This window comes from Alkalihalobacterium alkalinitrilicum, assembly GCF_002019605.1.
Classification (GTDB): Bacteria; Bacillota; Bacilli; order Bacillales; family Bacillaceae_F; genus Alkalihalobacterium; species Alkalihalobacterium alkalinitrilicum.
The window spans coordinates 246,855-269,231 of the sequence record NZ_KV917368.1 but is presented as its reverse complement, the minus strand read 5'-3'; the positions used below and the strand labels follow the sequence as shown (position 1 = coordinate 269,231).

At 34.9% G+C, this 22,377-nt stretch carries 26 protein-coding genes and 1 riboswitch; of the genes, 5 read left to right on the top strand and 21 right to left on the bottom strand.

All coding sequences use genetic code 11. The annotated features are described in order from the left end of the window. The first annotated feature begins 567 nt into the window (after positions 1-567). Positions 568-1,161, top strand: coding sequence for a phosphatase PAP2 family protein (locus tag BK574_RS28150; protein ID WP_238457912.1), 594 nt, complete (start codon positions 568-570; stop codon positions 1,159-1,161). 440 nt (positions 1,162-1,601) lie between these two features. Here the strand turns inward: BK574_RS28150 and BK574_RS01285 are convergent, their stop codons facing one another. The 10 genes from BK574_RS01285 to BK574_RS01240 all read right to left on the bottom strand — a co-directional run bounded on the left by BK574_RS01285 (position 1,602) and on the right by BK574_RS01240 (position 9,200). Next, on the bottom strand, positions 1,602-2,510 hold the full coding sequence (locus BK574_RS01285) for an ABC transporter substrate-binding protein (protein WP_078427151.1): 909 nt from the start codon (positions 2,508-2,510) through the stop codon (positions 1,602-1,604). 204 nt (positions 2,511-2,714) lie between these two features. Continuing rightward, positions 2,715-3,344, bottom strand: coding sequence for a TetR/AcrR family transcriptional regulator (locus tag BK574_RS01280; protein WP_078427150.1), 630 nt, complete (start codon positions 3,342-3,344; stop codon positions 2,715-2,717). 38 nt (positions 3,345-3,382) lie between these two features. Next, positions 3,383-3,742, bottom strand: coding sequence for a MaoC/PaaZ C-terminal domain-containing protein (locus BK574_RS01275; protein WP_078427149.1), 360 nt, complete (start codon positions 3,740-3,742; stop codon positions 3,383-3,385). After that, positions 3,739-4,191: an FAS1-like dehydratase domain-containing protein gene (locus BK574_RS01270; RefSeq protein WP_078427148.1), complete on the bottom strand. Its 453-nt coding sequence runs from the start codon at positions 4,189-4,191 to the stop codon at positions 3,739-3,741. The genes BK574_RS01275 and BK574_RS01270 overlap by 4 nt, the downstream gene beginning before the upstream one ends. A gap of 107 nt (positions 4,192-4,298) precedes the next feature. Continuing rightward, positions 4,299-5,564: an ATP-binding protein gene (locus tag BK574_RS01265; RefSeq protein ID WP_078427147.1), complete on the bottom strand. Its 1,266-nt coding sequence runs from the start codon at positions 5,562-5,564 to the stop codon at positions 4,299-4,301. Positions 5,565-5,774: 210 nt separating this feature from the next. Beyond that, complete coding sequence (queE, locus tag BK574_RS01260; RefSeq protein WP_078427146.1) at positions 5,775-6,509, bottom strand: 7-carboxy-7-deazaguanine synthase QueE; 735 nt, start codon at positions 6,507-6,509, stop codon at positions 5,775-5,777. Further along, entirely contained in the window at positions 6,499-6,945 is a 447-nt protein-coding gene (gene queD, locus BK574_RS01255; protein ID WP_078427145.1) for a 6-carboxytetrahydropterin synthase QueD, read from the bottom strand. Before queD ends, queE begins: the two co-directional genes overlap by 11 nt. Continuing rightward, positions 6,942-7,610: a 7-cyano-7-deazaguanine synthase QueC gene (queC, locus tag BK574_RS01250; RefSeq protein WP_078430746.1), complete on the bottom strand. Its 669-nt coding sequence runs from the start codon at positions 7,608-7,610 to the stop codon at positions 6,942-6,944. The genes queD and queC overlap by 4 nt, the downstream gene beginning before the upstream one ends. Before the next feature lie 52 nt (positions 7,611-7,662). Then, positions 7,663-7,707, bottom strand: a riboswitch (PreQ1 riboswitch). A gap of 169 nt (positions 7,708-7,876) precedes the next feature. Further along, on the bottom strand, positions 7,877-8,611 hold the full coding sequence (locus tag BK574_RS01245; protein ID WP_078427144.1) for a class I SAM-dependent methyltransferase: 735 nt from the start codon (positions 8,609-8,611) through the stop codon (positions 7,877-7,879). Positions 8,612-8,735: 124 nt separating this feature from the next. Further along, complete coding sequence (locus BK574_RS01240; RefSeq protein WP_078427143.1) at positions 8,736-9,200, bottom strand: hypothetical protein; 465 nt, start codon at positions 9,198-9,200, stop codon at positions 8,736-8,738. 216 nt (positions 9,201-9,416) lie between these two features. On the opposite strand from BK574_RS01240, the gene BK574_RS01235 reads away from it, so the two are divergent. Further along, on the top strand, positions 9,417-10,082 hold the full coding sequence (locus tag BK574_RS01235; RefSeq protein WP_078427142.1) for a hemerythrin domain-containing protein: 666 nt from the start codon (positions 9,417-9,419) through the stop codon (positions 10,080-10,082). A 299-nt stretch (positions 10,083-10,381) separates the two neighbouring features. On the opposite strand, the gene BK574_RS01230 is transcribed toward BK574_RS01235, so the two are convergent. Beyond that, positions 10,382-10,585: a hypothetical protein gene (locus BK574_RS01230; protein WP_075386284.1), complete on the bottom strand. Its 204-nt coding sequence runs from the start codon at positions 10,583-10,585 to the stop codon at positions 10,382-10,384. Between the two features lie 286 nt (positions 10,586-10,871). Beyond that, on the bottom strand, positions 10,872-11,507 hold the full coding sequence (locus tag BK574_RS01225; RefSeq protein ID WP_169917332.1) for a CAP domain-containing protein: 636 nt from the start codon (positions 11,505-11,507) through the stop codon (positions 10,872-10,874). A gap of 155 nt (positions 11,508-11,662) precedes the next feature. Between BK574_RS01225 and BK574_RS01220 the strand changes: the two genes are divergently transcribed. Next, positions 11,663-12,133 carry a hypothetical protein gene (locus tag BK574_RS01220; protein WP_075386282.1) on the top strand — a complete coding sequence of 157 codons (471 nt, stop codon included), beginning with the start codon at positions 11,663-11,665 and terminating at the stop codon, positions 12,131-12,133. Positions 12,134-12,182: 49 nt separating this feature from the next. On the opposite strand, the gene BK574_RS01215 is transcribed toward BK574_RS01220, so the two are convergent. Continuing rightward, positions 12,183-12,377: a DUF2187 family protein gene (locus tag BK574_RS01215; protein ID WP_075386281.1), complete on the bottom strand. Its 195-nt coding sequence runs from the start codon at positions 12,375-12,377 to the stop codon at positions 12,183-12,185. A 250-nt stretch (positions 12,378-12,627) separates the two neighbouring features. Between BK574_RS01215 and kapB the strand changes: the two genes are divergently transcribed. Next, a complete protein-coding gene (gene kapB, locus BK574_RS01210; protein WP_078427141.1) occupies positions 12,628-13,014 on the top strand; it encodes a kinase-associated lipoprotein KapB in 387 nt (128 codons plus the stop codon). Positions 13,015-13,090: 76 nt separating this feature from the next. Here kapB and BK574_RS01205 read toward each other — a convergent pair whose 3' ends face one another. The 4 genes from BK574_RS01205 to BK574_RS01190 form a co-directional block, all read right to left on the bottom strand. After that, positions 13,091-14,587, bottom strand: a complete 1,497-nt coding sequence (locus tag BK574_RS01205; protein ID WP_075386279.1) for an amidase — start codon at positions 14,585-14,587, stop codon at positions 13,091-13,093. Positions 14,588-14,976: 389 nt separating this feature from the next. Then, positions 14,977-16,524 (bottom strand): FAD-dependent oxidoreductase, encoded by a 1,548-nt coding sequence (locus BK574_RS01200; protein ID WP_078427140.1) that lies wholly within the window; start codon positions 16,522-16,524, stop codon positions 14,977-14,979. A 128-nt stretch (positions 16,525-16,652) separates the two neighbouring features. Then, the gene (locus tag BK574_RS01195) at positions 16,653-17,159 is read right to left on the bottom strand and encodes a ferritin (protein ID WP_075386277.1); all 507 of its coding nucleotides are present in this window, start codon (positions 17,157-17,159) and stop codon (positions 16,653-16,655) included. A 632-nt stretch (positions 17,160-17,791) separates the two neighbouring features. Continuing rightward, the gene (locus BK574_RS01190; protein WP_218970522.1) at positions 17,792-18,703 is read right to left on the bottom strand and encodes a DUF4179 domain-containing protein; all 912 of its coding nucleotides are present in this window, start codon (positions 18,701-18,703) and stop codon (positions 17,792-17,794) included. 127 nt (positions 18,704-18,830) lie between these two features. Here BK574_RS01190 and BK574_RS01185 point away from each other — a divergent pair, with 127 nt between their 5' ends. Continuing rightward, positions 18,831-20,279, top strand: a complete 1,449-nt coding sequence (locus BK574_RS01185; protein WP_078427101.1) for an IS1182 family transposase — start codon at positions 18,831-18,833, stop codon at positions 20,277-20,279. Between the two features lie 128 nt (positions 20,280-20,407). Here the strand turns inward: BK574_RS01185 and BK574_RS28660 are convergent, their stop codons facing one another. The 4 genes from BK574_RS28660 to BK574_RS01170 form a co-directional block, all read right to left on the bottom strand. Continuing rightward, positions 20,408-20,542 carry a hypothetical protein gene (locus BK574_RS28660; RefSeq protein WP_274379386.1) on the bottom strand — a complete coding sequence of 45 codons (135 nt, stop codon included), beginning with the start codon at positions 20,540-20,542 and terminating at the stop codon, positions 20,408-20,410. Continuing rightward, positions 20,535-20,852, bottom strand: a complete 318-nt coding sequence (locus BK574_RS01180; protein WP_338020576.1) for an RNA polymerase sigma factor — start codon at positions 20,850-20,852, stop codon at positions 20,535-20,537. The genes BK574_RS28660 and BK574_RS01180 overlap by 8 nt, the downstream gene beginning before the upstream one ends. A 12-nt stretch (positions 20,853-20,864) precedes the next feature. After that, complete coding sequence (locus tag BK574_RS01175) at positions 20,865-21,062, bottom strand: RNA polymerase sigma factor (RefSeq protein ID WP_078427137.1); 198 nt, start codon at positions 21,060-21,062, stop codon at positions 20,865-20,867. Positions 21,063-21,340: 278 nt separating this feature from the next. Further along, a complete protein-coding gene (locus tag BK574_RS01170) occupies positions 21,341-22,315 on the bottom strand; it encodes an MFS transporter (protein ID WP_238457910.1) in 975 nt (324 codons plus the stop codon). Between the last annotated feature and the right edge of the window lie 62 nt (positions 22,316-22,377).

The window sequence follows — 22,377 nt, the reverse complement described above, 5'->3', positions numbered from 1 at the left end:
ATGCTTACAGATGTAGTAATAAAGTAAATTAAAAAAAGCTACATATAAGACGCTAATATAATGCTTGTTAACGTTCTTCCATGTCTTATTTTTTATATTAAGTAATATCAAAATAGTAGCCAATATAACATGCATATTTCCCCTACTTTCATTTTTCAGAATTTCAAAATTTAGCTTTTAGTTAATTGTAATTATTTGTAAGTTTTTTTATTTTACCATCTCTTCGGGGTATTCATTCATGAAACATCGTTGTTTCGGAAATAAATAATGAGTGTATAGTACTTTTTACAAAATTGCCGAAAAATACACCAACCTAATAAAATACGTTAGGTGGGAATGGTATTATAGCTTTCTTACATTAGGAGTAACATTTTATCTTTCTAGAATGTATTATCAATGGTTTTTTAAAAGTGAGTCATCAGATAAGATAACTGAAAAATTGAACCCTTAACGAGACTGGTAAATTCGGTTTCGTTTTTCTGTGTTATTACCTAATTTCCCACGGCGTTTAGACAAATGTAGTTGGATATACATAACTTATTTATATAATCAAGAAGAGGTGAGATTGTGAAAACGAGAAAACGAGGTTACCTTCAGTGGACAGACGTACCATATGCTGGTGAGAGTCGTCCACCGGACAATCCAGTTGAACGATATGCAGGCTCTTGGAAAACGAATTTTATTAGAAGAAAAAAAGGCGGGGGTTTTGAAACATTAGATGGAAGAAACATAAGGTTTGCTCTTCGAGACCCAAATACTATTAATTGGACAGAGCAATTAAAAGTTGTTCAACATGAATTAGCACATATAACCGACGAACGAATAGCAATTGCAAAATATTGGGGGTCTGGAGCACCTCCAAAACAATGGCTACCCATTGCCGATCGGTTAATTGATACGTATGGTGTTTCAGCCCCTCGAGCAGCTCGAATACTTTCAGCATTATTTACAGGACTTAATGATGCTTTTATTATCACATGGGAAATCAAATACAGATTGAATGTAGCACGGCCAAATCAATTGGACCCACAATTAGCAACTGTTTTTTGTACTCCAAAACATCCCGCATACCCATCTGGACACGCGACTGTTTCAGGGGCAGCCTCAGTCATTTTAAGTTACTTCTTTCCAGCTGAAAGCAAAAAACTAGATGCTCACTAGATGCTCTCGCTGAAAAAGCTGCCTTATCAAGGCTTTATGCAGGAATTCATTTCCCAATCGACAATGAACAAGGTTTACGTTTAGGAAGGCAAATCGGGCAAATCGTTGTCAACGAACTTAGGAAGGATTACAATTCAAGCGGTCAATCGATCGATATACCTTATCTTGAATATAGAAATGCGAAATTAATGCCCCCTCCATACGAGCAGGCGATACCATATGAGTTTGATACATCCTGCGATTCTTTAACAATTGATACTACAGCTCAAAAGAAGGAAATAGAGATGATCGACTTACCTCAACCGAAACTGTTTTTTTAGATGGAAATCCCTCAGGGGTACGATTGTCAACCTTCTGAGGGTTGTTTTTTTAATCATTGACTGTAAATGTTTTTCTGTTCACCTGTCTCTTTTGTTCTAGTAATCATTCAAATATAAGCCTTACGATTTATAATAGGAAACTACCTTATCCCGCACCGCCACAGGCATGCTAAATTGTTGTGGATGAAAAAGGGCTGCGAGTAATTCTATACCATCTACTAATGTTGTACTTGGACGGGTAAACAAATCTCCGTCAACAATATAAATTTGCTTATTTTGTACAGCATATAAGTCATGCCAACCTTCTTGTTTTTCTAGTAATTCAATTTCTTTCATTGCTCGTTCAGGAGTAAAGCCGCAAGGTGCGATGACGAGAACTTCTGGATTGGATGCTAAAACATCGTTCCATTCAATTGGGCGTGAATGTCCACCTGGGTTCCCAAGCGGATCATAACCACCAGCTAGTTCAATTTGATCTGGTATCCAGTGTCCACAGTTAAATATAGGTTCCAGCCATTCCATCACCATCACTTTTTTTAGTGTAAGGTTTTGGTGTTGCAATTTATTTGAGATTTTCGACGTTCGTCTTTTAAGAACTTCAAGTCTTTTTAGTCCTTTCTCCTCTTCGTTTAACTCTCGAGCAATCATAAGTAAGTTGTTGTAAACTTCGTCTAACCGATGAGGGATAAGTGGTATTATTTTCGGTTGTTTTGGCAAATGTTTTACTACTTCTTCTACGTAACTCGTTCCAATTTGACAAACATTACATACATGTTGTGTAAAAATAATATCGGGTTCAATTTTCTGAAGAAGTTCCATATCGACATAATATAAGTTTTTATCATCATTCATATATTGTTTTACGGTTTCATTAATTTCTGAACTTGATAATTTTCTTCCTTCAAGGTGTGAACGAACGACCCTGGGTTTTTCACTTGGACATTCAAAAGTCACTCCATATAAATACTCTTCAAGACCTAATTCAGCAATCATACTCGTCGCTGCTGGTAGAAACGAACATACTCTCATTTAAACGACACCACCATACATTATTATTGTTTGTCTATCTATTCCCATCCTACAAAACTCATGTGTTAGCACACTTTTATTACAATAAATTAAAACCAAAGTATTCGATTATAAGTCATGGCAAGCCTATGGTTTTTACTTTTTCATTATTTCAAGCATAGAAAACATAACAAGAGAGCCCATCGTATGAGCTCCCAATCGTTACTATTCCGTCAACGCTGAAATACTTCCAATTAATGTTTTCGTTTGCACATCTGTATATTTTTCTAGTGTAAAACGATCTTTCAATGCCCAACCTCTAAATGCCCACATATGTCCTTGAACGATAATATTATGTGTCAGTAAATAAATTTCTTCCTCATCTAATGAAATGTTTTCTTCTTCAAGCGACTTTGAAAAAATGTCCATAACATATTGTACAAAATCATTTTCTTTCGTAAGAACATACTCTAAATAAGGTTTCGGTAATGAACGTGACTCACTATACATAATGCTTGTCGCTTGACCGATTTCATTAATAACTTGAAAATATTGTTTTACAAAAGACCTTAATCGTTCGAGACCCTTAAACTGATCACTTACTCTACTTTTTAGTATGTTATTAAGCTGATCATAGAGTGCTTCAAAGAACAAATATAAAATATCTTCTTTACTTTCTACGTATTCGTATATAGCACCAAAACTCATCCCTGCATTTTCTGCAATTTCTCTTGTAGTTGTCCTGTGAAATCCTTTTTCTTTAAACGGTTGAATCGACGCTTCTAATATTTGGTTCCTGCGTTTGCGGATTTTTTGATTATTTTTTACCATTGAAGGGATATGTACTTTTTTCAACTTGATAACCTCCTCTCAAAAATTAAGTCACTATACTTCTACGCTAGTTTAATAAAACCTTTAAGTTTTACCTCTTCGTTTCGATTAAAGACAATAACTTCGCCTGAAGTTTGATCTTCATTTAAAGTACATGTTACTTGAACTTCTTCACCTGGTAGAGTCATCGATGTAAACCGTACATCAAACTGCTTCACTTTATGCAAACCAAACCATTTTGTCAGTTGTGTACCTGCTAACCCCATAATAAACATCCCTTGCGCAATTACATCTGGAAGTCCATTTTCTTTCGCTAATATCATATTCGTATGAATAGGATTAAAATCCCCAGATGCTCCCGCATAACGGACAAGTTGTTCACGGGTAATCATAATGAACTCACTCTTGTTTACGTTATTCATCTGCCCTCACCTCTTTCGATAACAACGGACTTACATTCTAATAGCAAATCTTCTTTATCGTTGTAGAACATCGTTTCAAATGAAAAGATGGAAAGTCCCTTCTTTTGTTTACTTCCGACTAGAAACGTCTTCCCATATATCTGATCGCCAGCAAATATAGGTTGGTGATATGTATACGACTGACTGCCATGCAATACACGAGTTAAAGTTAAATTTAGATCATCAATCATATCTTCAAAATCAAGACCTTTCCACATTTCAGGTACAGTGCCAAATGTTAATGGCACAGGGACATCGGGGTATCCAGCTTTATTGGCAGCCGCTTTACTCATAAATACTTCAATATTCTCTGCTCCTGTCGCTATTGCAAACTCTGCAATTTTCCCTCTCTCTACTTCAAACTCAAATTCCTTTATTAACTTAGGTAAGGTAATCTCACTATTCCCCATAAAAAAACCTCCTTTAAAATTCGAATATCCTTTTTCTATAGCTTCTTTATCTATAAGACTATAATATACTATTTTTAATAATTTTCAAAAAATTAAATGCGGAGTATTTATTTGACTAAAGGTAGGTGAATCATAAAACTTGTTCCTTTCCCTACTTTACTTTTCACTTTTATTTCACCTTGCATTACCTTGATAATACTGAAAACAACCATCGTTCCAAGTCCTGTTCCCTTATTCTTCGTAGTATAGTAAGGTGTTCCTAAACGACTAAGCTGTTCGTCAGTCATCCCAACCCCTATATCTTTAATAGTAATAAGAGCTTGATCTTCGCTTTTCTGTATTTTTATCGAGAGCTCACCACCATCTGGCATCGCTTCTATTCCATTTTTTGCAATATTAATCAAGCATTGGTGAAACTTCTGCCTTTCTCCTGCAATCAAAACTTCATCATTTGATTCAAAAACAATATGTACATTATTCATTGTCGCAAACGGTGTGACAACTTTTATAACATATATAAGTTCCTCCTGAACATCTAGTACTTGGATATTTTCTAGAGAAGGTTTCGCAAATGTTAAATAGTCTGTAATAATTTCTTCAGCCCGATCTAACTCTTCAAGAGATAGATTAATATACAATTCTTTTTTATCAGCAGGAATACTTTTTTCTCTCAATAGCTGAACAAATCCTCTTGTTACCGTTAATGGGTTCCGGACTTCATGAGAAATGCTTGCTGCTATATCGCTGACAATCTTTAGCTTTTCTAACTTTTTGAGTTCTTCAATGATTAAACGTTCCATTCTTGCCCGTTCAATTAGGTTTACGAAAAAAACGATTCCGAATAGCTGAATACTGTATAAAACGACTAAAGATAAAAGTTGAATACTATTTAAAGGTGGTGAAAAGAGCATTACAACACTAGCTAATAACAATATACCAAAGCAAGAAGCAATCGCTGAAAGTTTTACTTTTCCTTTTACCGTTGCTACTCTCTGAAAACGAGGAATTTGATACAGTAAATATATACAGAAAATTGAATAGATAATGACAGAAGCATAAAAACCATCGCCAATACCTATGTAATATCGATACGCTAATAAAATAATTAATAAAGAAATGGCCACCCTCCGGCCACCATATAGTGCTCCGATAATAAAAGGAATTGGGCGCATGTCAAAATTAAAATCAGGAGTAGGAGAAATCGTAAATGACATACATAATATAATCGAGATTCCTGAGATTAACCCTATAAATATTTCATGAGAAACCCGGTGAGTTTCTCTTTCAATAAACTTATGATAGGTATAATAAAGAAAGAAGACAAAAGAAAGGTTTAGAAAAAAAACTTGTAAGTCATTTAAGAGCGTATTCACTATAAACCTCCATTCGACAATCTACTCTTTTATACTTTCGCTTCTACTACTAAATTATCCTCTCCTTACTTATTCATAGAGCGCAAAAAAACATACAATATGAAAAAAAACGTCACTTTTTAATAGAAAGTCACGTTTTAAACACTATTTTCTGATGAATTTAAACTAAAAAAAAAAACGCACGAGATATCCTTTCTCATGCGTAATCCTTTAAACCCCACGTTTGTTCCCCCATAATAACGTATGAAGTTGTGGTAATACTTTTACATCGTTCAATTCTTCAGAGGCAATAACTTTTTCAATTAGTTGTTCGTAACTGTTAATCAGTTTTTTCATTAATTGATTTGGATTTTCATCCCCTAAGTCTTCATTTCCAACTTGCAAAAAGAACGGTACATTTTCATAACGCTCGTGTACTCTCTTTGCATAATCAAAATCTTGATTATTAAAAATAACGACTTTTATACTGACGTTAGATGCAATTCTATTACTCTTTTGTAGCTGTTCAATAATCTCATCTAGGATATCAAAATTCGTTTCCATGCCTGAACTTGGCGGCTTCGGAGATATCGTTAAGTCATCCACTTTTGTAAACCATTCTTGCCACTTACTTCCTTGTGTTTCAAGTCCGATTTGAATATTGTTTTTTTGCAACACATCAATTAATTCACAAATTGAAGAATATAAAGCTGGATTTCCACCAGATATAGTAACATGGTCAAAGCGGTTGCCACCAATCGTAATTAACTGCTCAAAGATTTGTTCTGCACTCATTTGTTTAATTTGGTCTTTAGCAGAACCGTCCCAAGTAAAAGCAGAATCACACCATGAGCAACGGTAATCACAACCTGCTGTTCTTACAAACATCGTTTTACGTCCAACAACCATCCCTTCTCCTTGGATGGTAGGACCAAATATTTCAATTACTGGAATACTATTCGTCATCGAAATCACCTTTTTTAGGACGATATACAACGTAACTCGTTGGTGTTTCTCGAACAACGACTTGGACACACTTTGGCTTATTTGATAATTGGTTGAGATATTTTTGAAGGTTTTCCCAAATTGTACGTGCGACAACTTCTGTTGTTGGAAATTGCTCTGAATTTTGATTATTAAAATCGTCTGTAAAATCGTTCAGTAAACTGTGATCATAACGACCATGTACTAATTTTTTAATGAGTTGAAAATTAACTAGAAACCCACTTTCATTTAACGTATCTCCAGCAATAGTTACATTTACAAAATACGTATGACCGTGAACATTTTTACATTGACCAGCTTCATCATGAGGAATAAAATGAGCGGCTGAAAAATTAAAATCTTTATTTAATTCATAACGAAAATCATGTTGTACTTGCGGATAAAATTGTTGTATCATCTAAGCTCGCTCCTCCTTTTTATCTGCAAAAATTCTTCATAGCCTTTCAAGCGTAATTGACAGGCTGGACATTCACCACAACCATCACCAATGATCCCATTATAACAAGTTAATGTTTTAGTTCGTACAAATTCCAGTGCATCTAAATCATCAGCAAGCTTCCATGTTTCAGCTTTATTTAGCCACATGAGTGGAGTATGAATAACAAATTGTTGATCCATTGACAAATTTATAGAGACATTTAAAGACTTTACAAATGCATCTCGACAATCCGGATACCCACTAAAATCGGTTTCGCAAACACCCGTAATAATATGCTTAGCGTTAACTTGACTTGCTAAAATACCAGCGAACGACAAAAAGATCAAGTTTCGCCCTGGGACAAAAGTCGACGGGAGTTCCCCATTCTCTCCTGCTTTTACTTCTATATCATCTCGAGTTAAAGCACTTGGCGCTAATTGGTTTAACAACGACATGTCTAGAACATGGTGTTTCACACCCAATTCCTTCGAAATCTTTCTTGCACATTCTATTTCATAATCATGACGCTGATTGTAATCAAATGTTACAGTTTCAACTTCATTAAACTGTTTTAATGCCCAAAATAAACAAGTCGTACTGTCTTGCCCACCACTGAATACGACAATTGCTTTTTCATTTTTCATCATGTTAAGGCTCCTTTACATATGAAAAAACAGCACCTCTAAGAAGTCCTGTTTCTTCTTAGTTTTTTATAGAGGGTTGACCTAGAACCTCTACCGATCATAATAATCGGAATTTCTATTGAATTATAACATTATTATATTATCATAGAAATTTCAACATTACTATTATACTCTTTCCTCAAACGATTACAACCTTATTCTTTCATTATTTTTTGTTCAGCAACATCAATAACATATAACTCCCACCATTTCTAATCGTTAAACTACTACTTCGTGCATACCCACATTACTTTTTCTAAATGAACTTCTTTTTTGTTTATCCAATTAAGGTTTTCTTTTTCAATTAATTCATTTATTTTCGTTTTATTTTCTATTGTTGGTTTCGCACGATTTACCCACTCTTCTAAGTTCATCGTAGAAGTCCACTTTTGATAGCATTTGATGTTTGTGAACTTTGCTTTATTAAAAAGTTCTTTCCACTTTGATAAAGTAATACATTCATGATGAGAAGGATCTCGTAACTTTTCAATTGTATTAATCATATTACTATTATCCTCAGGGATATAATTATCAACAATAATAAGTACTCCATCCTTAGATAGCACACGATGCATTTCTTCTACGGCTTTTAATAAATTCGGAAAATGATGTGCGGCAATTCGGCAAGTTACAGCGTCAAAAGTTTCATTTACAAAGGGTAAATTCTCAACATCGCCTAAAGTAAATGATATATTGTTTATTCCCTTCTCTTTTGCTTGACTTTCTGCTAGTTGAAGCATATTTGGTGTAATATCCATTGCGACTACATAATCGACTGATTGACTTAATAAAAGAGCTGTATGACCAGCACCAGTTGCAACATCCAATGCTTTTTTGCGTTTCACATTCTGAACAATTTCCCCAATCCACGCTAAATCTTTTCCTTTTGCATGGACGTTGCTCGTAAGGTAACCATCTGAAGTTTCATTAAACTGACGTATGACACGATCTTTTTCTTCCATACGATCTCCTCCTATAGAAAATAAAAAAGTTTCACTATACCCTATTCCACATCCTTCTAAGAATGTCGCTACTAAAACTTTAATGATGCTCGCTTACACAATTTGAATGAGTAAAAAGAGATCATTATTTATAATCATCCACTCTTATTATACTGTATTTAACTAAAAGCCGATAATATCCATAAATTAAGGCAAATGCGAGTACATAGCTTACATATGTCCAAAAGATATTCCAGCCATTAATGTAAAATACAATACCATATACTTCGAAAAGCCACTCAAAAATCGTCAGGGTTAAACTAAACCCTAAAATCCAAACAAACGGATGTACCTTTCGTTTAGTAAAAAAATAACCAATAAAACTACTCAAAACTGGATATATCCCTAGATTTAATGGTAACGCAGAAAAGGTAATATTCTTGTAAATAGGTTTCATACCCCAAAAATATTGAAAACCTAACTCGTTAAAAAAGAAAGCTAAGCTAGCTCCAATCGGTGCAAAAAGAATGATATACTTCGTATGTTTACGAAGAACATATAATAATAAAATCCAAGGGAATAATAAACCCAGTACAAAATTAAATAGCATATTTTATTTTCCAGCCCCCTATTTCGTCATATCATACTTATACTTTATTTACAAAAAATTATATCGGTTCACTGGTCTCTTAATTTCATTCTACATATAGAGGGACTTTTTCCTCTATAAAGTACAGTTTATTCTATATTTTTATTAACACAGGTATCACCTATAGGTATAATGTAGTATAATTTAGTGGTAATTATTTCACAAGGAGGAATAAATATGGAAAAATATGAATTATTTATGCCCGTACATAAAGGACTTAGGTTCGCACTAGGGAACCTTTTAAATCATGCAAATCAATTAAACTTTGAAAATGAACAAAAGTTAACAGAATTCACAATCGAGTTTCACACTCTATGTGCTGTATTACACTCTCACGCGGAACATGAAGATGAACACGTACATCCAGTTATCGAAAAGTACGCTCCTGAAATAGCTGAAAAAATGGAAATAGAACACCAATCTACAGATTACCTTTTAATTGAACTAGAAAAATTAATGAATGAAATTAATAATAGTGATATCGCCAATTGTAGACAACTCGGTATTCAATTTGTATATGGATATAATAAATTTTTGGCTGCCTATTTAAATCATTTACAAACAGAAGAAGTGGACGTAATGGGCGTACTCTGGGAAAAATTATCAGTAGAAGAACTAATGGAATTGACGGTTGCTATTCGTTCCTCAATACCTCAAGACATATTAATGGATTATTTTAAATATATGATTCCTGGCCAAAATATTTTTGAACGTGTGGAAATGCTAGTAGGAATGAAAAAGTTTGCACCTCTAGAAGCTTATCAAGCTGCCTGTGAACTGGCTGCATCAATTTTACCAGCTGAAGATTGGGACGAACTAAAAAAAGAGTTAGATGCTGCGTAAAGCCTCCAACTTTTCTTCTCTAAATTCAATAAAACTGAAACTCCTATCGATATTAATGCAATATAGGTGGTTTAGATTCCATTGACAAATCTCTATTTTCTATTAGTAACACATGTAACTGAAGTGTATCTGTTAGAGAGGCAAAAAAATGGAGTACGAATTAAATTTAATTCGTACTCCATATTTATTTAGCATTATGGATGAGTTTTTTGTTTTACTTACTATCGATTTCAATCTATATTTTCTAACTTCCTACCTTTTGGCAATGACAATTTATACCATAAAATATACGAAGTTGGTTATCGGTAGTTTCCAGCTTTATTTTTTTTAATTTGTCCTTTTTCAACTAGCATTTCTAATATCTTTCTTGTTACAAGCGTATTGTTATTCGTGTCTTTGAGTTGCGGGTTACTTGCTTTTAACTTCTTAGCAGCTCCTTCATAAGAAATGGCTCTTTTAGAATCCTTCACCATTTGAAGCAATTGAATTGTATACTTTTTCATTTAATCACCCTTTCAAAGTATATTAAGTATAACATAGTATTGGAAAAATAGGAAATATCTAAAATTTTTAAGGGAAAAGAGACCAACAATTTTGTCAGCAGAGTAGTTTTAATGAAACAAGAAAAGTTTATACACAAAGTGAAACACGCTCGGAAAAATCCGAGCGTTTTCTTTTGCAAATTAGTTAATTAATGACCCATTACTATGTTATATAGCCATGTAATTAACAGTATTCCTCTTAAACCTGAACCCTTTTATATTTTGTCAGGCTATTTCACTAATTTATTTATCTTGCTTTTATAAACATCTGTACCCAAGCACCGTGATAGAAGCCTACTCCAATTGTATCGAAATCTGGGTTTAATATATTTTGGCGGTGACCAGGCGAATTCATCCAAGCATTCATTACTTCTTGTGGTGTCCTTTGTCCTTTCGCAATGTTTTCACCTGCCGATTGATAACTTACGCCAAACGTTCTCAACATATCAAATGGGGAACCGTAGTTTGGACTGTTATGCGAAAAATAATTAGAGTTAATTAAATCTTCCGCTTTCTTATGTGCAACATTTTTTACATCTGCTCGATGCTGCAATGGTCTCAATCCATTTTTTTGACGTTCTTGGTTAACTAGTGCTGCTACTTGATCTTCAAACGCGCTATGGTGAGCCGCATCTGGTTTTAAACGAATGACTTCACCAACATGCATGTTTCTTGGTTCAACATCTGGATTAAGTCTCATTAATTCTCGATAATCAAGGCCATATCTCTGGGCGATAAACCAGAATGTGTCTCCACGTGAAACTTTGTAATGAGAAAATGGCGGTTCTTTAAACATTTTAATTTGAGCGTCTGCAGCTGGTTGTACAGAAAATAGTGATGCCATAAGTACAACTGCAACAATAACAGCTTGAATTCGTTTCATTATGGTATAACCCTCCATATCTGTTTTGTTTTCAAGGTTTAGTTTCTCTTCGTTTAATAAAAAGCATGCACAAAATCAAGTTCTTCCTGTTTTTTTATGAAAAGGAATTCCTTATGCTATAATGGAGAAACTACATATAACACCATGGAGGAATTATGTTAACATTTGAAGAAAAATTAGCCATCATTGAGTCCTATAACCTACTAACAAGAAAAGATGTATCTCTTAACAGAGTCAACTTTCAATATGAGGAAAGTCAATCTGAGAAGAAAAATGTCGTCTATCATTTACACCCAAATGGAAATGGTTTTGTTTTTGCTGGTCACCTAAAAGGCTATAAGACTGACCAAAAAGGCATGGTAAATATTCGTGATTACACAGAAGAAGAACTCCGTACTATTATTGAGAAATCCATCCATTCACTTGATGCTGAGATCCAACCCGCCCAAGAAGAAGTCAATGAAATAACAGAAGAGACATGGATAAACCGTGATAAACAATCACTGGTCCTAATCTTTGAAGACGATATGTGGAATGTTTATGCAGGCTTGAACTTAGACGGTACGTTTAATTCTTACGGCGAAGCCGTAGCATACTTAGATGAAGAAGGCTTTAAACGAAGCTAATCGAAAAAGCAACAACGCTTATCAACGTTGTTGCTTTTTAGTAATAAAATTATGATTTCACAACATATTTACTATGGTTTACGATTGTACGTGCTAGGTTTCCATTCTTTTCTTTCCTGTTTAGCTCTACGGCAACAGAATTTGTATAAACAGCAATAACTTTTGCTTGTTCTCCCTTTTCTGTCCCCTTATTAATTAAAATAATATCTCCGACATTTACATGCGATTCCTGTTCCTCTGTCATTTTTCTTCCCCCTTTACTAAAAGTATTTCCCCTTTACTTCTAAACATTCTACACACTTTACGAATAATAAGCTCTACCAACAGGCGTTAACGCATATTATATTACATGTAAATAAGTAACAATTTCCTTTCATTAGAGCTTGTACATACTATGTGTTGTATATAAGTAGTGGTTCAATTATGTACGCTTCGAACAAAGCCCTTAGATATGATATCATTAGTAAAAAAGAAAGAAAAGGGTGTTTTTTAACATGGAAAAACAATTAGTAATTGGTCAAACCGTTACAGGGATCTATAAAACAGGGAAGTACATTGGTGAAATTACAAACGTCCGACCAGAACAATATGTTGTCAGAGTCCTTGCCGTATTAAAGCACCCTGATCAAGGTGACTTACATAACCCTAAAGAAACAGATGTTGAACTGTTTCACGAACGACGTGCACTTGCCTATCGAGAGCAAACGAACATTCCAAAAGTCTATGTAAAACCTTATAGTGATGATGTCCCCTCCTACGAAGAATCACTTAAGGAAGCCTTAAAACAACAGTACACAAAACTTGAGTCAGATCAAAGTGCCTGGGCAAATAAATCAATTGAAATGCTCCAATCACTTGAAAAGGAATATTTTAAAGGATAAAAATGAAAAAACAGGCTGACTCAACTCACGGTTCAACACGATGAAATTACCATCGTATAAAGAGCCAATGATTAAGTTAGCCTTTTACTTTTAACATCTTGATATCCATCCAATGATCGGTTTGCTCCAATTCACCAGCTAATTGATATAATAGATCTTCTCTACCTCTTGCTGCCATAATTTGTACTCCGCAAGGTAACCCGTCCTTTGTTATATGCATTGGGACTGTCATCGCAGGTTGTCCTGTTAAATTAGCTAGCTGAGTGAATGGTGTACGCATTAAGCTTTGTTCCGCAATTTGATCGACCATTCCTGTTTTCTTTAGTAAACCTCCTAAACCAATACTTCCAATCGTATTTATTAATAATTTTTCCATCGGCTTAGGCTCGAGTTCACCTATTCTTGCAGGTGGATAAGCTGTTGTAGGCGTAATATATAGATCGTACGTATCATGAAATGTTTCCATCGCAAATGCTGCATTATCCCACTCTCTTAGGCTAAAAACAAACTCTTCTGCAGTCGTCGCTCTTCCGAGTAATCCTAATAACCATGTTTGTGGTTCAACATCACTACTCTTTGCTTTTCGTCCAAGTAATTCTTCTAAGGAAGAAAGGGTGGCAGCTACTTCACCAAAATACATCGTTAAATAACTTGTCGCAATTTTTCTACCGTCTACAGGGGCATCTTTTTTTTCAACGTGATGACCCATTTCTTCTAAGAGCTTAACTGTTTTTAAGACAGAATCTATACACTCTTGATGAACATCGGTACCTATTGGAGAATCGGTTGAATAAGCCACTGTTAACTTTCTGTCGATCGGTTGATTTACACATTGAAGATAACTTCCATTAAAAGGTGGAGCATAGAAAGCTGCGCCTTTTTCAATTCCACTGATATCATCAAGCATTGCCGCACTATCTCGGACCGACCTCGTTAAGACATGATCAGAAGATGCACCTTGCCAATGCCTTCCTAACAGTGGCCCAGCTGGAGTACGGCCTCTCGTCGGTTTTAAACCAAAGAGTCCACAGTAAGCACCAGGAATTCGGATCGACCCACCACCATCATTTGCTCCTGCTATAGGAACCATACCAGATGCAACAGCTGTTCCAGATCCACCGCTTGAACCTCCTGGTGTATAATTAGGATTCCACGGATTTCTAGTCGGACCGTAATACGAAGGTTCAGTAATTCCCATTAAAGCAAATTCTGGTGTATTCGTTTGACCTAAAAAAACAGCGCCCGTGTTCCGGACTCTTCGTACAAATTCACTATCTTTTTTCGCTCGATAAGATTGAAATGCTTTAGACCCAGAAGTAATCGGTTCCCCTTCAACTTCTTGTGTAATATCTTTTAATAAAATTGGTACACCAGCGAATCGTCCTTCAAGCGTTATGTTTTCAATTGTAACTTCTGCTTGTTCATACATTTTATGGATAACTGCATTCAATGATGGATTCAAGGTTTCGATCTTATGTATCGCTTCTTCTAAAAGCTCTTTAGGATGTACTTGCTTAGTTCTAACAAGCTCAGCCATCCCGAGCGCATCTTGCTTATCATAAATTTCAGACATTCCACCACCCCTTGCTTACCATGTACTTCTCACGGGTTATCACTAAAATTTGGCGTAATCGGTGTCTACTTAGTTAAAACCACTAAAGAAGGTAATCCTTCTTTATGTATAATTAAGTGATTTCGACGACTTTTTCTAAATTCCTTTATGTATTAAACAAGTTTCATTAAATGAATACTCGTTACAGCTTGCTTTTACAAAAAAAAAGTCTTTCCCTTCTATATAATTAAAGTAGGAAAGACTTTTTGTTGTTATTTTGTTGTAATCCTAGCTTCTTTCTCATCATTTGTCTATTAAACACTATGAGTTGTGTAGATTCTTTAATCAATCCTCATTTCAACTTAGTAGGTATTTAATCTGATTGTTGTCATTATTACAGTCTAAAACGTTTATCCATCCACCTCTAGCTTCTTTAACGGTTGATCAGCTGGTCCTTCGATAACATCACCTTCGATGGAGAACCTTGATCCATGACACGGACAATCCCACGTTCGTTCTCCTGCATTCCACTCTACTTCACAGCCCATATGAGTACACGTTGTGTCAACACAGTATAGCTTTCCTTCTTCATCTCGATATGCGCCAACCTTTTTGCCATCTACTTTTACATGTGAGCCTTCACCAACTTTAACATCCTCTGGAAATTTATGAACGTTCTTCAACTTCCCTTTCACTAACTCTACGGCTACGTCAGTATTTTGGACAACCATTTCTTTGATACTCGGATCTGCTTTAAAGCGTGATGGTGTAAAGACATTTTCATTTTGATGTTTCCCATCTATCACAAGCTCTTTTAACATCATTGCAGCTGCTGTACTATTAGTCATTCCCCATTTACGATAACCCGTCGCGACAAGGATATTTTCTTTACTTGAAGTAATCGGCCCAACATAAGGGACTTTATCTAATGTATAGAGATCTTGAGCAGACCAACGATAACGAATATCCGTTAATCCAAGAACGTCTTTTCCAAATTGGGCGAGCGCCTCATAATGTTTAATCGTATTCACGCCTTGACCCGTTTTATGTCCATCCCCACCTAAAAGAAGTAAGCTTTCGTTTCCAAATGGTGTGGAACGGACTGACCGCGTTGGTGACTCAGAACTTAAATACATTCCACCAGGATAAGGTTGATTAGACTTAACAGCAACAACATATGAACGTTCTGCATGCATTCTTGCAAAGTAAAAGCCCATCCCATCATAAAATGGAAAGTGAGAGCATGAAACGACGTATTTACATGTAATATGATGGCCATTTCTCGTAATAATTTTAGGATGATCTTCTTCTTCAACATTCACTGCAGTCGTATTTTCAAATATAAGCCCACCTGCATTTTTAATTTCTTCAACAAGAGGAACTAGATATTTTAATGGATGAAACTGAGCTTGTTTGGACATTACTACCGCATTCTTCATCGGAATTTGTAGTGGCATTGACTTCACTAACGAACCTGGAATTCCAAGTTTCTCGTATGCCCTTGCTTCTTTTTCTAACTTATTTAACTCTTGTTCGGAATTTGTGTAAATATATGCGTCCTGCTCTTCAAATTCACAATTAATATTTAATGAAGTTACCGTATCTATAATAAATTCTTTTGCTTTGTCATTTGCTTCAAAATATTGTTTTGCCTTCTCTTCTCCAAAATGTTCGATGAGTTCATCATAAATCAAACCATGTTGGGCGGTTACTTTCGCTGTCGTATGGCCTGTCGTTCCATTTAGTATTACTCCTGCGTCCAAAAGAGCAACTTTAACTCCAGCTTGACTAAGTAAATAAGCTGTTGTAATACCTGTTATACCTGCTCCAACGATTCCAACATCTACAGCAATATTTTCTTCTAACGTAGGAAATGAAGGGAACTGTAAATCGTCACGCCAATAAGGTTCAGGAAATTTCGGAAATTTGTTATTTTTGTCTTCATTAATCACTGTCATAATCTTCCTCCATATTTCATTTTCCTTAATTTCCCCTAAATAAATGGAAAATATGTGAAGAAGCTCACTAGAATAGGATATATCCGCAAAAAAAAAACGAACAGTCCCTAACTGTTCGTTCTCCGTTTTTAATTTTCTTCTGGTGTAAATGTTCGTTTTGAAAATTCATCATCTAGCATAAACAGCGCGTTGTTATCGTTTTGAATTCGTTTAAGCTTTTCAATAATACTGTCAAACATCGCTTCTTCTTCTACTTGTTCGTCTAGGAAGAATTTTAAGAATTGGATAGTAGCATGTTCACGCTCATCCATCGCGATGTCTGAGAGTTTATATATGTTTTTTGTTACTAACTGTTCATGGGCATAGCCATCCTTAAAAACATCCAATATCGTATCAAATTCATTTTTAGGTGTCTCATAACCCGTAATAATCGCTCGTTTCCCACGGTCATTTATGTACGTATAAAACTTCATCGCATGATATCGTTCCTCTTCAGCTTGTACTAAAAAGAAATTTGCAAAGCCATCAAGACTTTGTGCTGAACACCAAGCAGCCATGGCCATATATGTATGTGCTGATTCAAATTCGAAATTCATTTGTTCATTCAATGCATTTAACATTTTTTCACTTAACATTTGTATCGCCTCCTATTTTAAATATGTTACCTGATGCCTACCTTAATTACAAGCAAACTCATTTCTTTCAAGTAAAAAAGAAAATCAGCAGGAATATGAGCCCAACCGATTTTTTTCACTTCATGTAAATGAATAAGTACTAGACTATTACTGTTATTAATAGTGCATTTTCTATCATAATAATGATTTTCTTATTTGCTAATAAGAAATGCAGTTAGTTTCATAGAAACTAATAAGGAAGAAATAACCAAAAGTAATAATAGTAATAAAGATAGTAAGTTGGTCAACCCGTTGAAAGGAATATAGTAGTTATAAGCAGAACGATACAACTGAAATGATAAAAAGAAAGTCATTAAAAAAACTAAATAAAAAATGATTGAGCTTCTCCTCACATGTACACCTTCCTTAATTTTTTTTTCATATACCCTGACCTATTTAAATAGACCACCTGTTGACACTTTACTTATTCTAGTATTACTATTGTTAATTTATTTGAAAATTACGAAAACTTTTATTACTATAATCATATTACCATTTTTTCAAAATATTTGTATAAACTTTTGAACTTACTACAATTAACTACGCCAGGCACCACTAGTGCTTTACTGCGCTAATGGTGCTTGGCACCTTTATTAATCAAGTTCAATGACTACATCTAAAACAGCTTCTTCATTTAACTTCTGAATTTGCACTATATCGTTGTTGTCTCCATCATCCGTATTCATAAATTTATTAAATTGCAAATGAATTCCTTTATCTTGCTCGTCTGTTAAAACTCTATAAATCTTGTTCTGGTCAAAACCACCGATATAAAGTCCTTCATAAGGCTCTCCTTCTAAATCACGTAGCGTCATTTCATAGTAGTCATGTTCCTGAGTGAAAGAGTCGTATTCATAGTCAAAAGAATAATAAACTTCAATAGTAACTGGGGTTTGGACCACTTTTTCTACATAAAATTCATACTTCTCGTCAATTAGATACGTTTCGTCAACAATAGACGTGCTTACATCTTCGATCACTGGTATTTCATCGATCAAAAATTCCCATTCATCTGAGTAGTCCCCTCCTCGATAAACCGTTATATTTATATCCTCTAGCTGATCAATATCACCCACATATGGCGACCCAAATACTCCTGCAAGTTTCGTTCCAGAAAGCTGTCTTGTTGGTTTGCCTCCAAGCATATTATAATAGTCGCCACGATCACCTATAAAAAAACGCGACTCTTTCAACATTAGATCTTCTTCAGGAACAGCAACGAGTTCAATAGGTTGTGGATGTGTTTCGATGAAGCCGAAATAAAGCCTCGTACCGTCGAACATCGCTTCTGTAATTTCTAACGTGATGCCGTTACTCGTCGCTGATAAATTCATAGGAAACGTTAACCCTTTTTCACTCAGCTGCTCGAGCCCTCCCTCACCTACTAACTGAAAAATACTTTCCTTTAACGAATTTTCCTGAACTCCTTGTGGAACAACAGACTGCAACATCGGCATTGAAATAATTATCACTAAAAAGGTAGCAGCAGCGATACCGAAAATCACCTTGTAATTCTTTGAGGCCACTGAAAAAGTACCTGAAATAATAAAAGATATAGCACCTCAATTATTTGAGAGTGCTATATCTTTTTTGCTGTATAATTAAAATATCAAATTTGAGTGGGTGGATACGATGATTCAACATCAACAAGTAAACTTAAGTCCTTATATGGCGATTTATGACATAGTAGTACCGAAGGATAATGTTTTAAGAAAAATCAATGACTTAGTCGATTTTTCTTTTGTATATGAAGAATTAGTAGATAAATATTGCCTAGATAATGGACGTAATGCGATCCATCCTATTCGCATGTTCAAATACTTATTATTAAAATGTATCCACAACGTATCAGATATTGATATTGTCGAACGCTCAAAATATGATATGTCATTCAAATATTTTTTAGATATGGCGCCAGAAGATCCAGTGATTGATCCAAGTTCCTTAACGAAGTTTCGAAAACTGCGATTAAAGGATGTAAATTTATTAGACATGCTAATCAATAAAACTGTTGAGATCGCAATCGAAAAAGAAATTATAAAAAGTAAATCTATCATTGTAGATGCTACCCATACTAAGTCTCGTTACAACCAAAAATCAGCTAAAGAAGTGCTGATTGATCGCTCTAAAAATCTAAGAAAGACCATTTATCAAATAGATGAAACAATGAAAAGTAAATTCCCAACCAAAACAACATCAGATGTATTAGAAGATCAAATTGAGTATTGTGAAAAGCTAATTAAAGTCATTGAAAAAGAAGAGACTATCTGTGAATTCCCCAAGGTGAAAGAAACATTAAACCTACTTAAAGAAACGATAGCTGATGATATTGAACATCTACAATTATCCAAAGATGAAGATGCTAAAACAGGACATAAAACATCGGACTCAGCATTTTTTGGTTATAAAACACACATTTCCTTAAGTGAAGAAAGAATTATTACTGCAGCAGTTATCACAACAGGAGAAAAGAATGACGGAAAGCAACTAGAAACCTTAATTGAAAAAAGTATGGAAGCAGGTATGGAAGTTGATACTGTGATTGGTGATGCAGCTTATTCGGAAAAAGGAAATATTGAATATACAAAAACAAACGAAATGAAGTTAGTAGCTAAACTCAACCCTGTTGTCACTCAAGGTAATCGAAAAAAAGAAGATGAATTTGAGTTTAATAAAGATGCTGGTATGTATGTTTGTAAGGCTGGACACATGGCTATCAGGAAAGCACGAACTGGAAAAAAAGGTGTAGCGAAAAACCAAAAACACACATATTACTTTGATATAGAAAAATGTAAGGTGTGTCCATTAAAAGATGGCTGTTATAAGGAAGGAGCAAAAGCCAAAACATATTCTGTTACAATTAAATCGGATGTACACACAGAACAAATAGCTTTTCAAGAAAGTGATTACTTTAAAGAAAAATCCTCAGAGCGTTATAAAATAGAAGCAAAAAATAGTGAATTAAAACACCGGCACGGGTATGATGTAGCGTCATCTTCGGGTCTCGTTGGCATGGAGATTCAGGGAGCCATGGCTATGTTTACGGTGAATTTGAAAAGAATTCTGAAGTTAATTGGATAACTATAGTATGGGATTGACTTAAATTATAAGCAAAAAGAGACACCCTTATCCATTTAATGGATATAGGAACGTCTCTTTTTTGTGTGTTTATTCTTTCATCTTGAAAAACGGAAGTTTTTCAGTGGCCTCTAATTCTTTGGTGGTCGTTTTTTTCGTTCTGGCAATGAATTAAGGGTTTTATTTATACGATTAACGACTGAAGCTGGTGGCTCTTTCATATTTTGTCGTAATCGTTCTGAAAGTTGTTTGTCCAAATCATTCATTTGTAGAACACCTCTTTTCGTTTGTTTCTAATAATGGCATTAATTTTTTTCGTGCTCGGTGCAACCTGCTTTTCACTGTTCCTTCAGCTACATTTAATACTTCACTCATTTCGTTAATCGTCCATTGCTCTATATAAAATAGAACGATCACTACTCTTAAATCTTCTGGAAGTTGTTGAATGACTTCTTCTAATTCAAAGTTAGTGGTCATCGTTTCAATAACCACTTCTCGGTTCCACTCCGTTAACTTAACGACACGTTTACGCTCCCGAACAATAGAGTAACTTTCATTCATGACAATTCTCATCAACCATGTTTTAAATTATTTCGGTTCTCTTAACGTTGTTATTTTTTCGTATGCTTTCATAATGGCTTCTGATAGGGCGTCCTCGCATGCTTCTTTCGAATGGACAATCGTAATTGCCATACGATACATGCTGTTACGATTTTGTTCAATTAATTGTACAAATGCTTCTTTATCTCCTTGTTGAGCTTTTTTGACGACTTTTACCTCATTCATTACGTTCCTCCTTTCTTTCTATACGTTAGATTGAGAACCTGGCGATCTGGTTCACAACAAGAATTAAAAAAATTATGTAATAAAAAAAGAGCTAGCCCAATAAAAAATGCATTCCACTCATCACCGCGGTAGCCCCTTGGTCAGGTTACTACCTATCCTAAGATGTGATGATAGGACACTTTTATGGGTCAGCCCAACTTTTATTTTTATAAAACGAATTAAATAGCTATTAAGAAGCTTTTTTCGGTTCTAGTACTTTCTTTTCTCGCATAACAAAACTAATGGCAAATGCCATGATAATTAAAGTAACCGTTATTAAGGCGCCGTGCATGAGCCAAACCATTTGGGGCATCGTCATGTGCGAAAGGAAAAAACGGTGCAACGAGGAAACCCCCAGCGAAACCGAGTGATTTTAACAACATTCCAACTCCAAAGATCCGCCCACGAATATGATTTTCTACCCGTTGTAAGATCGTTGCATGCAATGTATTAAATGCAGCATCAAAAATTCCAGTAAAAAAGGCAAAGATCATGATGACCCAAAGATTTAAACCTGATAAAAATATAATAAAACCGGTAGACATTAAAATAGCCGATATAAAGCAAGTAAAATAGACTTTTTGGTCTTTGAGCCACAGCAATTTAGGTAATGTAAAAGTCGCTAAAATAGAACCTACACCCCAAACGGCCCAAATCATACCGTAATAAAAGCTTTGCCTCAATGGGTCTAGTGTTTCAGCCAACAATGGAATTCCCATATTATGAGAACTTCCTGCAAAAGCACTAACAAGAAATACGATATTTACAAACATTAACATCGGCGCGACTTGTAAATATGAATACACTTCTTTTAGATCGATCCAAACCGATTTTAATTTTTCCTTAACCCCGCTGGCCACCTCTAGCGTTCGAGTCATAGGAGACTCCCATTTAATTCGTAGGAGAACCAGTCCCGCAATTAAGTATAATGTCGCATCAATAAATAATGTTAATTTATAGCCAAGAAAATCTGTAATGAGTGCGGCAGCTAAGAAACCTGCTACTAGAGCAAATGACGTTAATCTTGCAACTAACGCATTGGTGGGAAGAGTATTCTTCTCACCAAAAATTTGTGGTATCTCCGCACTAAAACTAACCATATAACTACTATTCACAAATCCTATTAAAAACGATGCAATAATGATCATAGTAGGATCAGGAAAAGGAATGAGCGCTAAAATAATACCTGCTCGTAAAAAGTTACTTATAATCATAATCTTTCTACATTTACACTAGACACAGTTACAAAATGACAATTCACCACAAATAATTACTT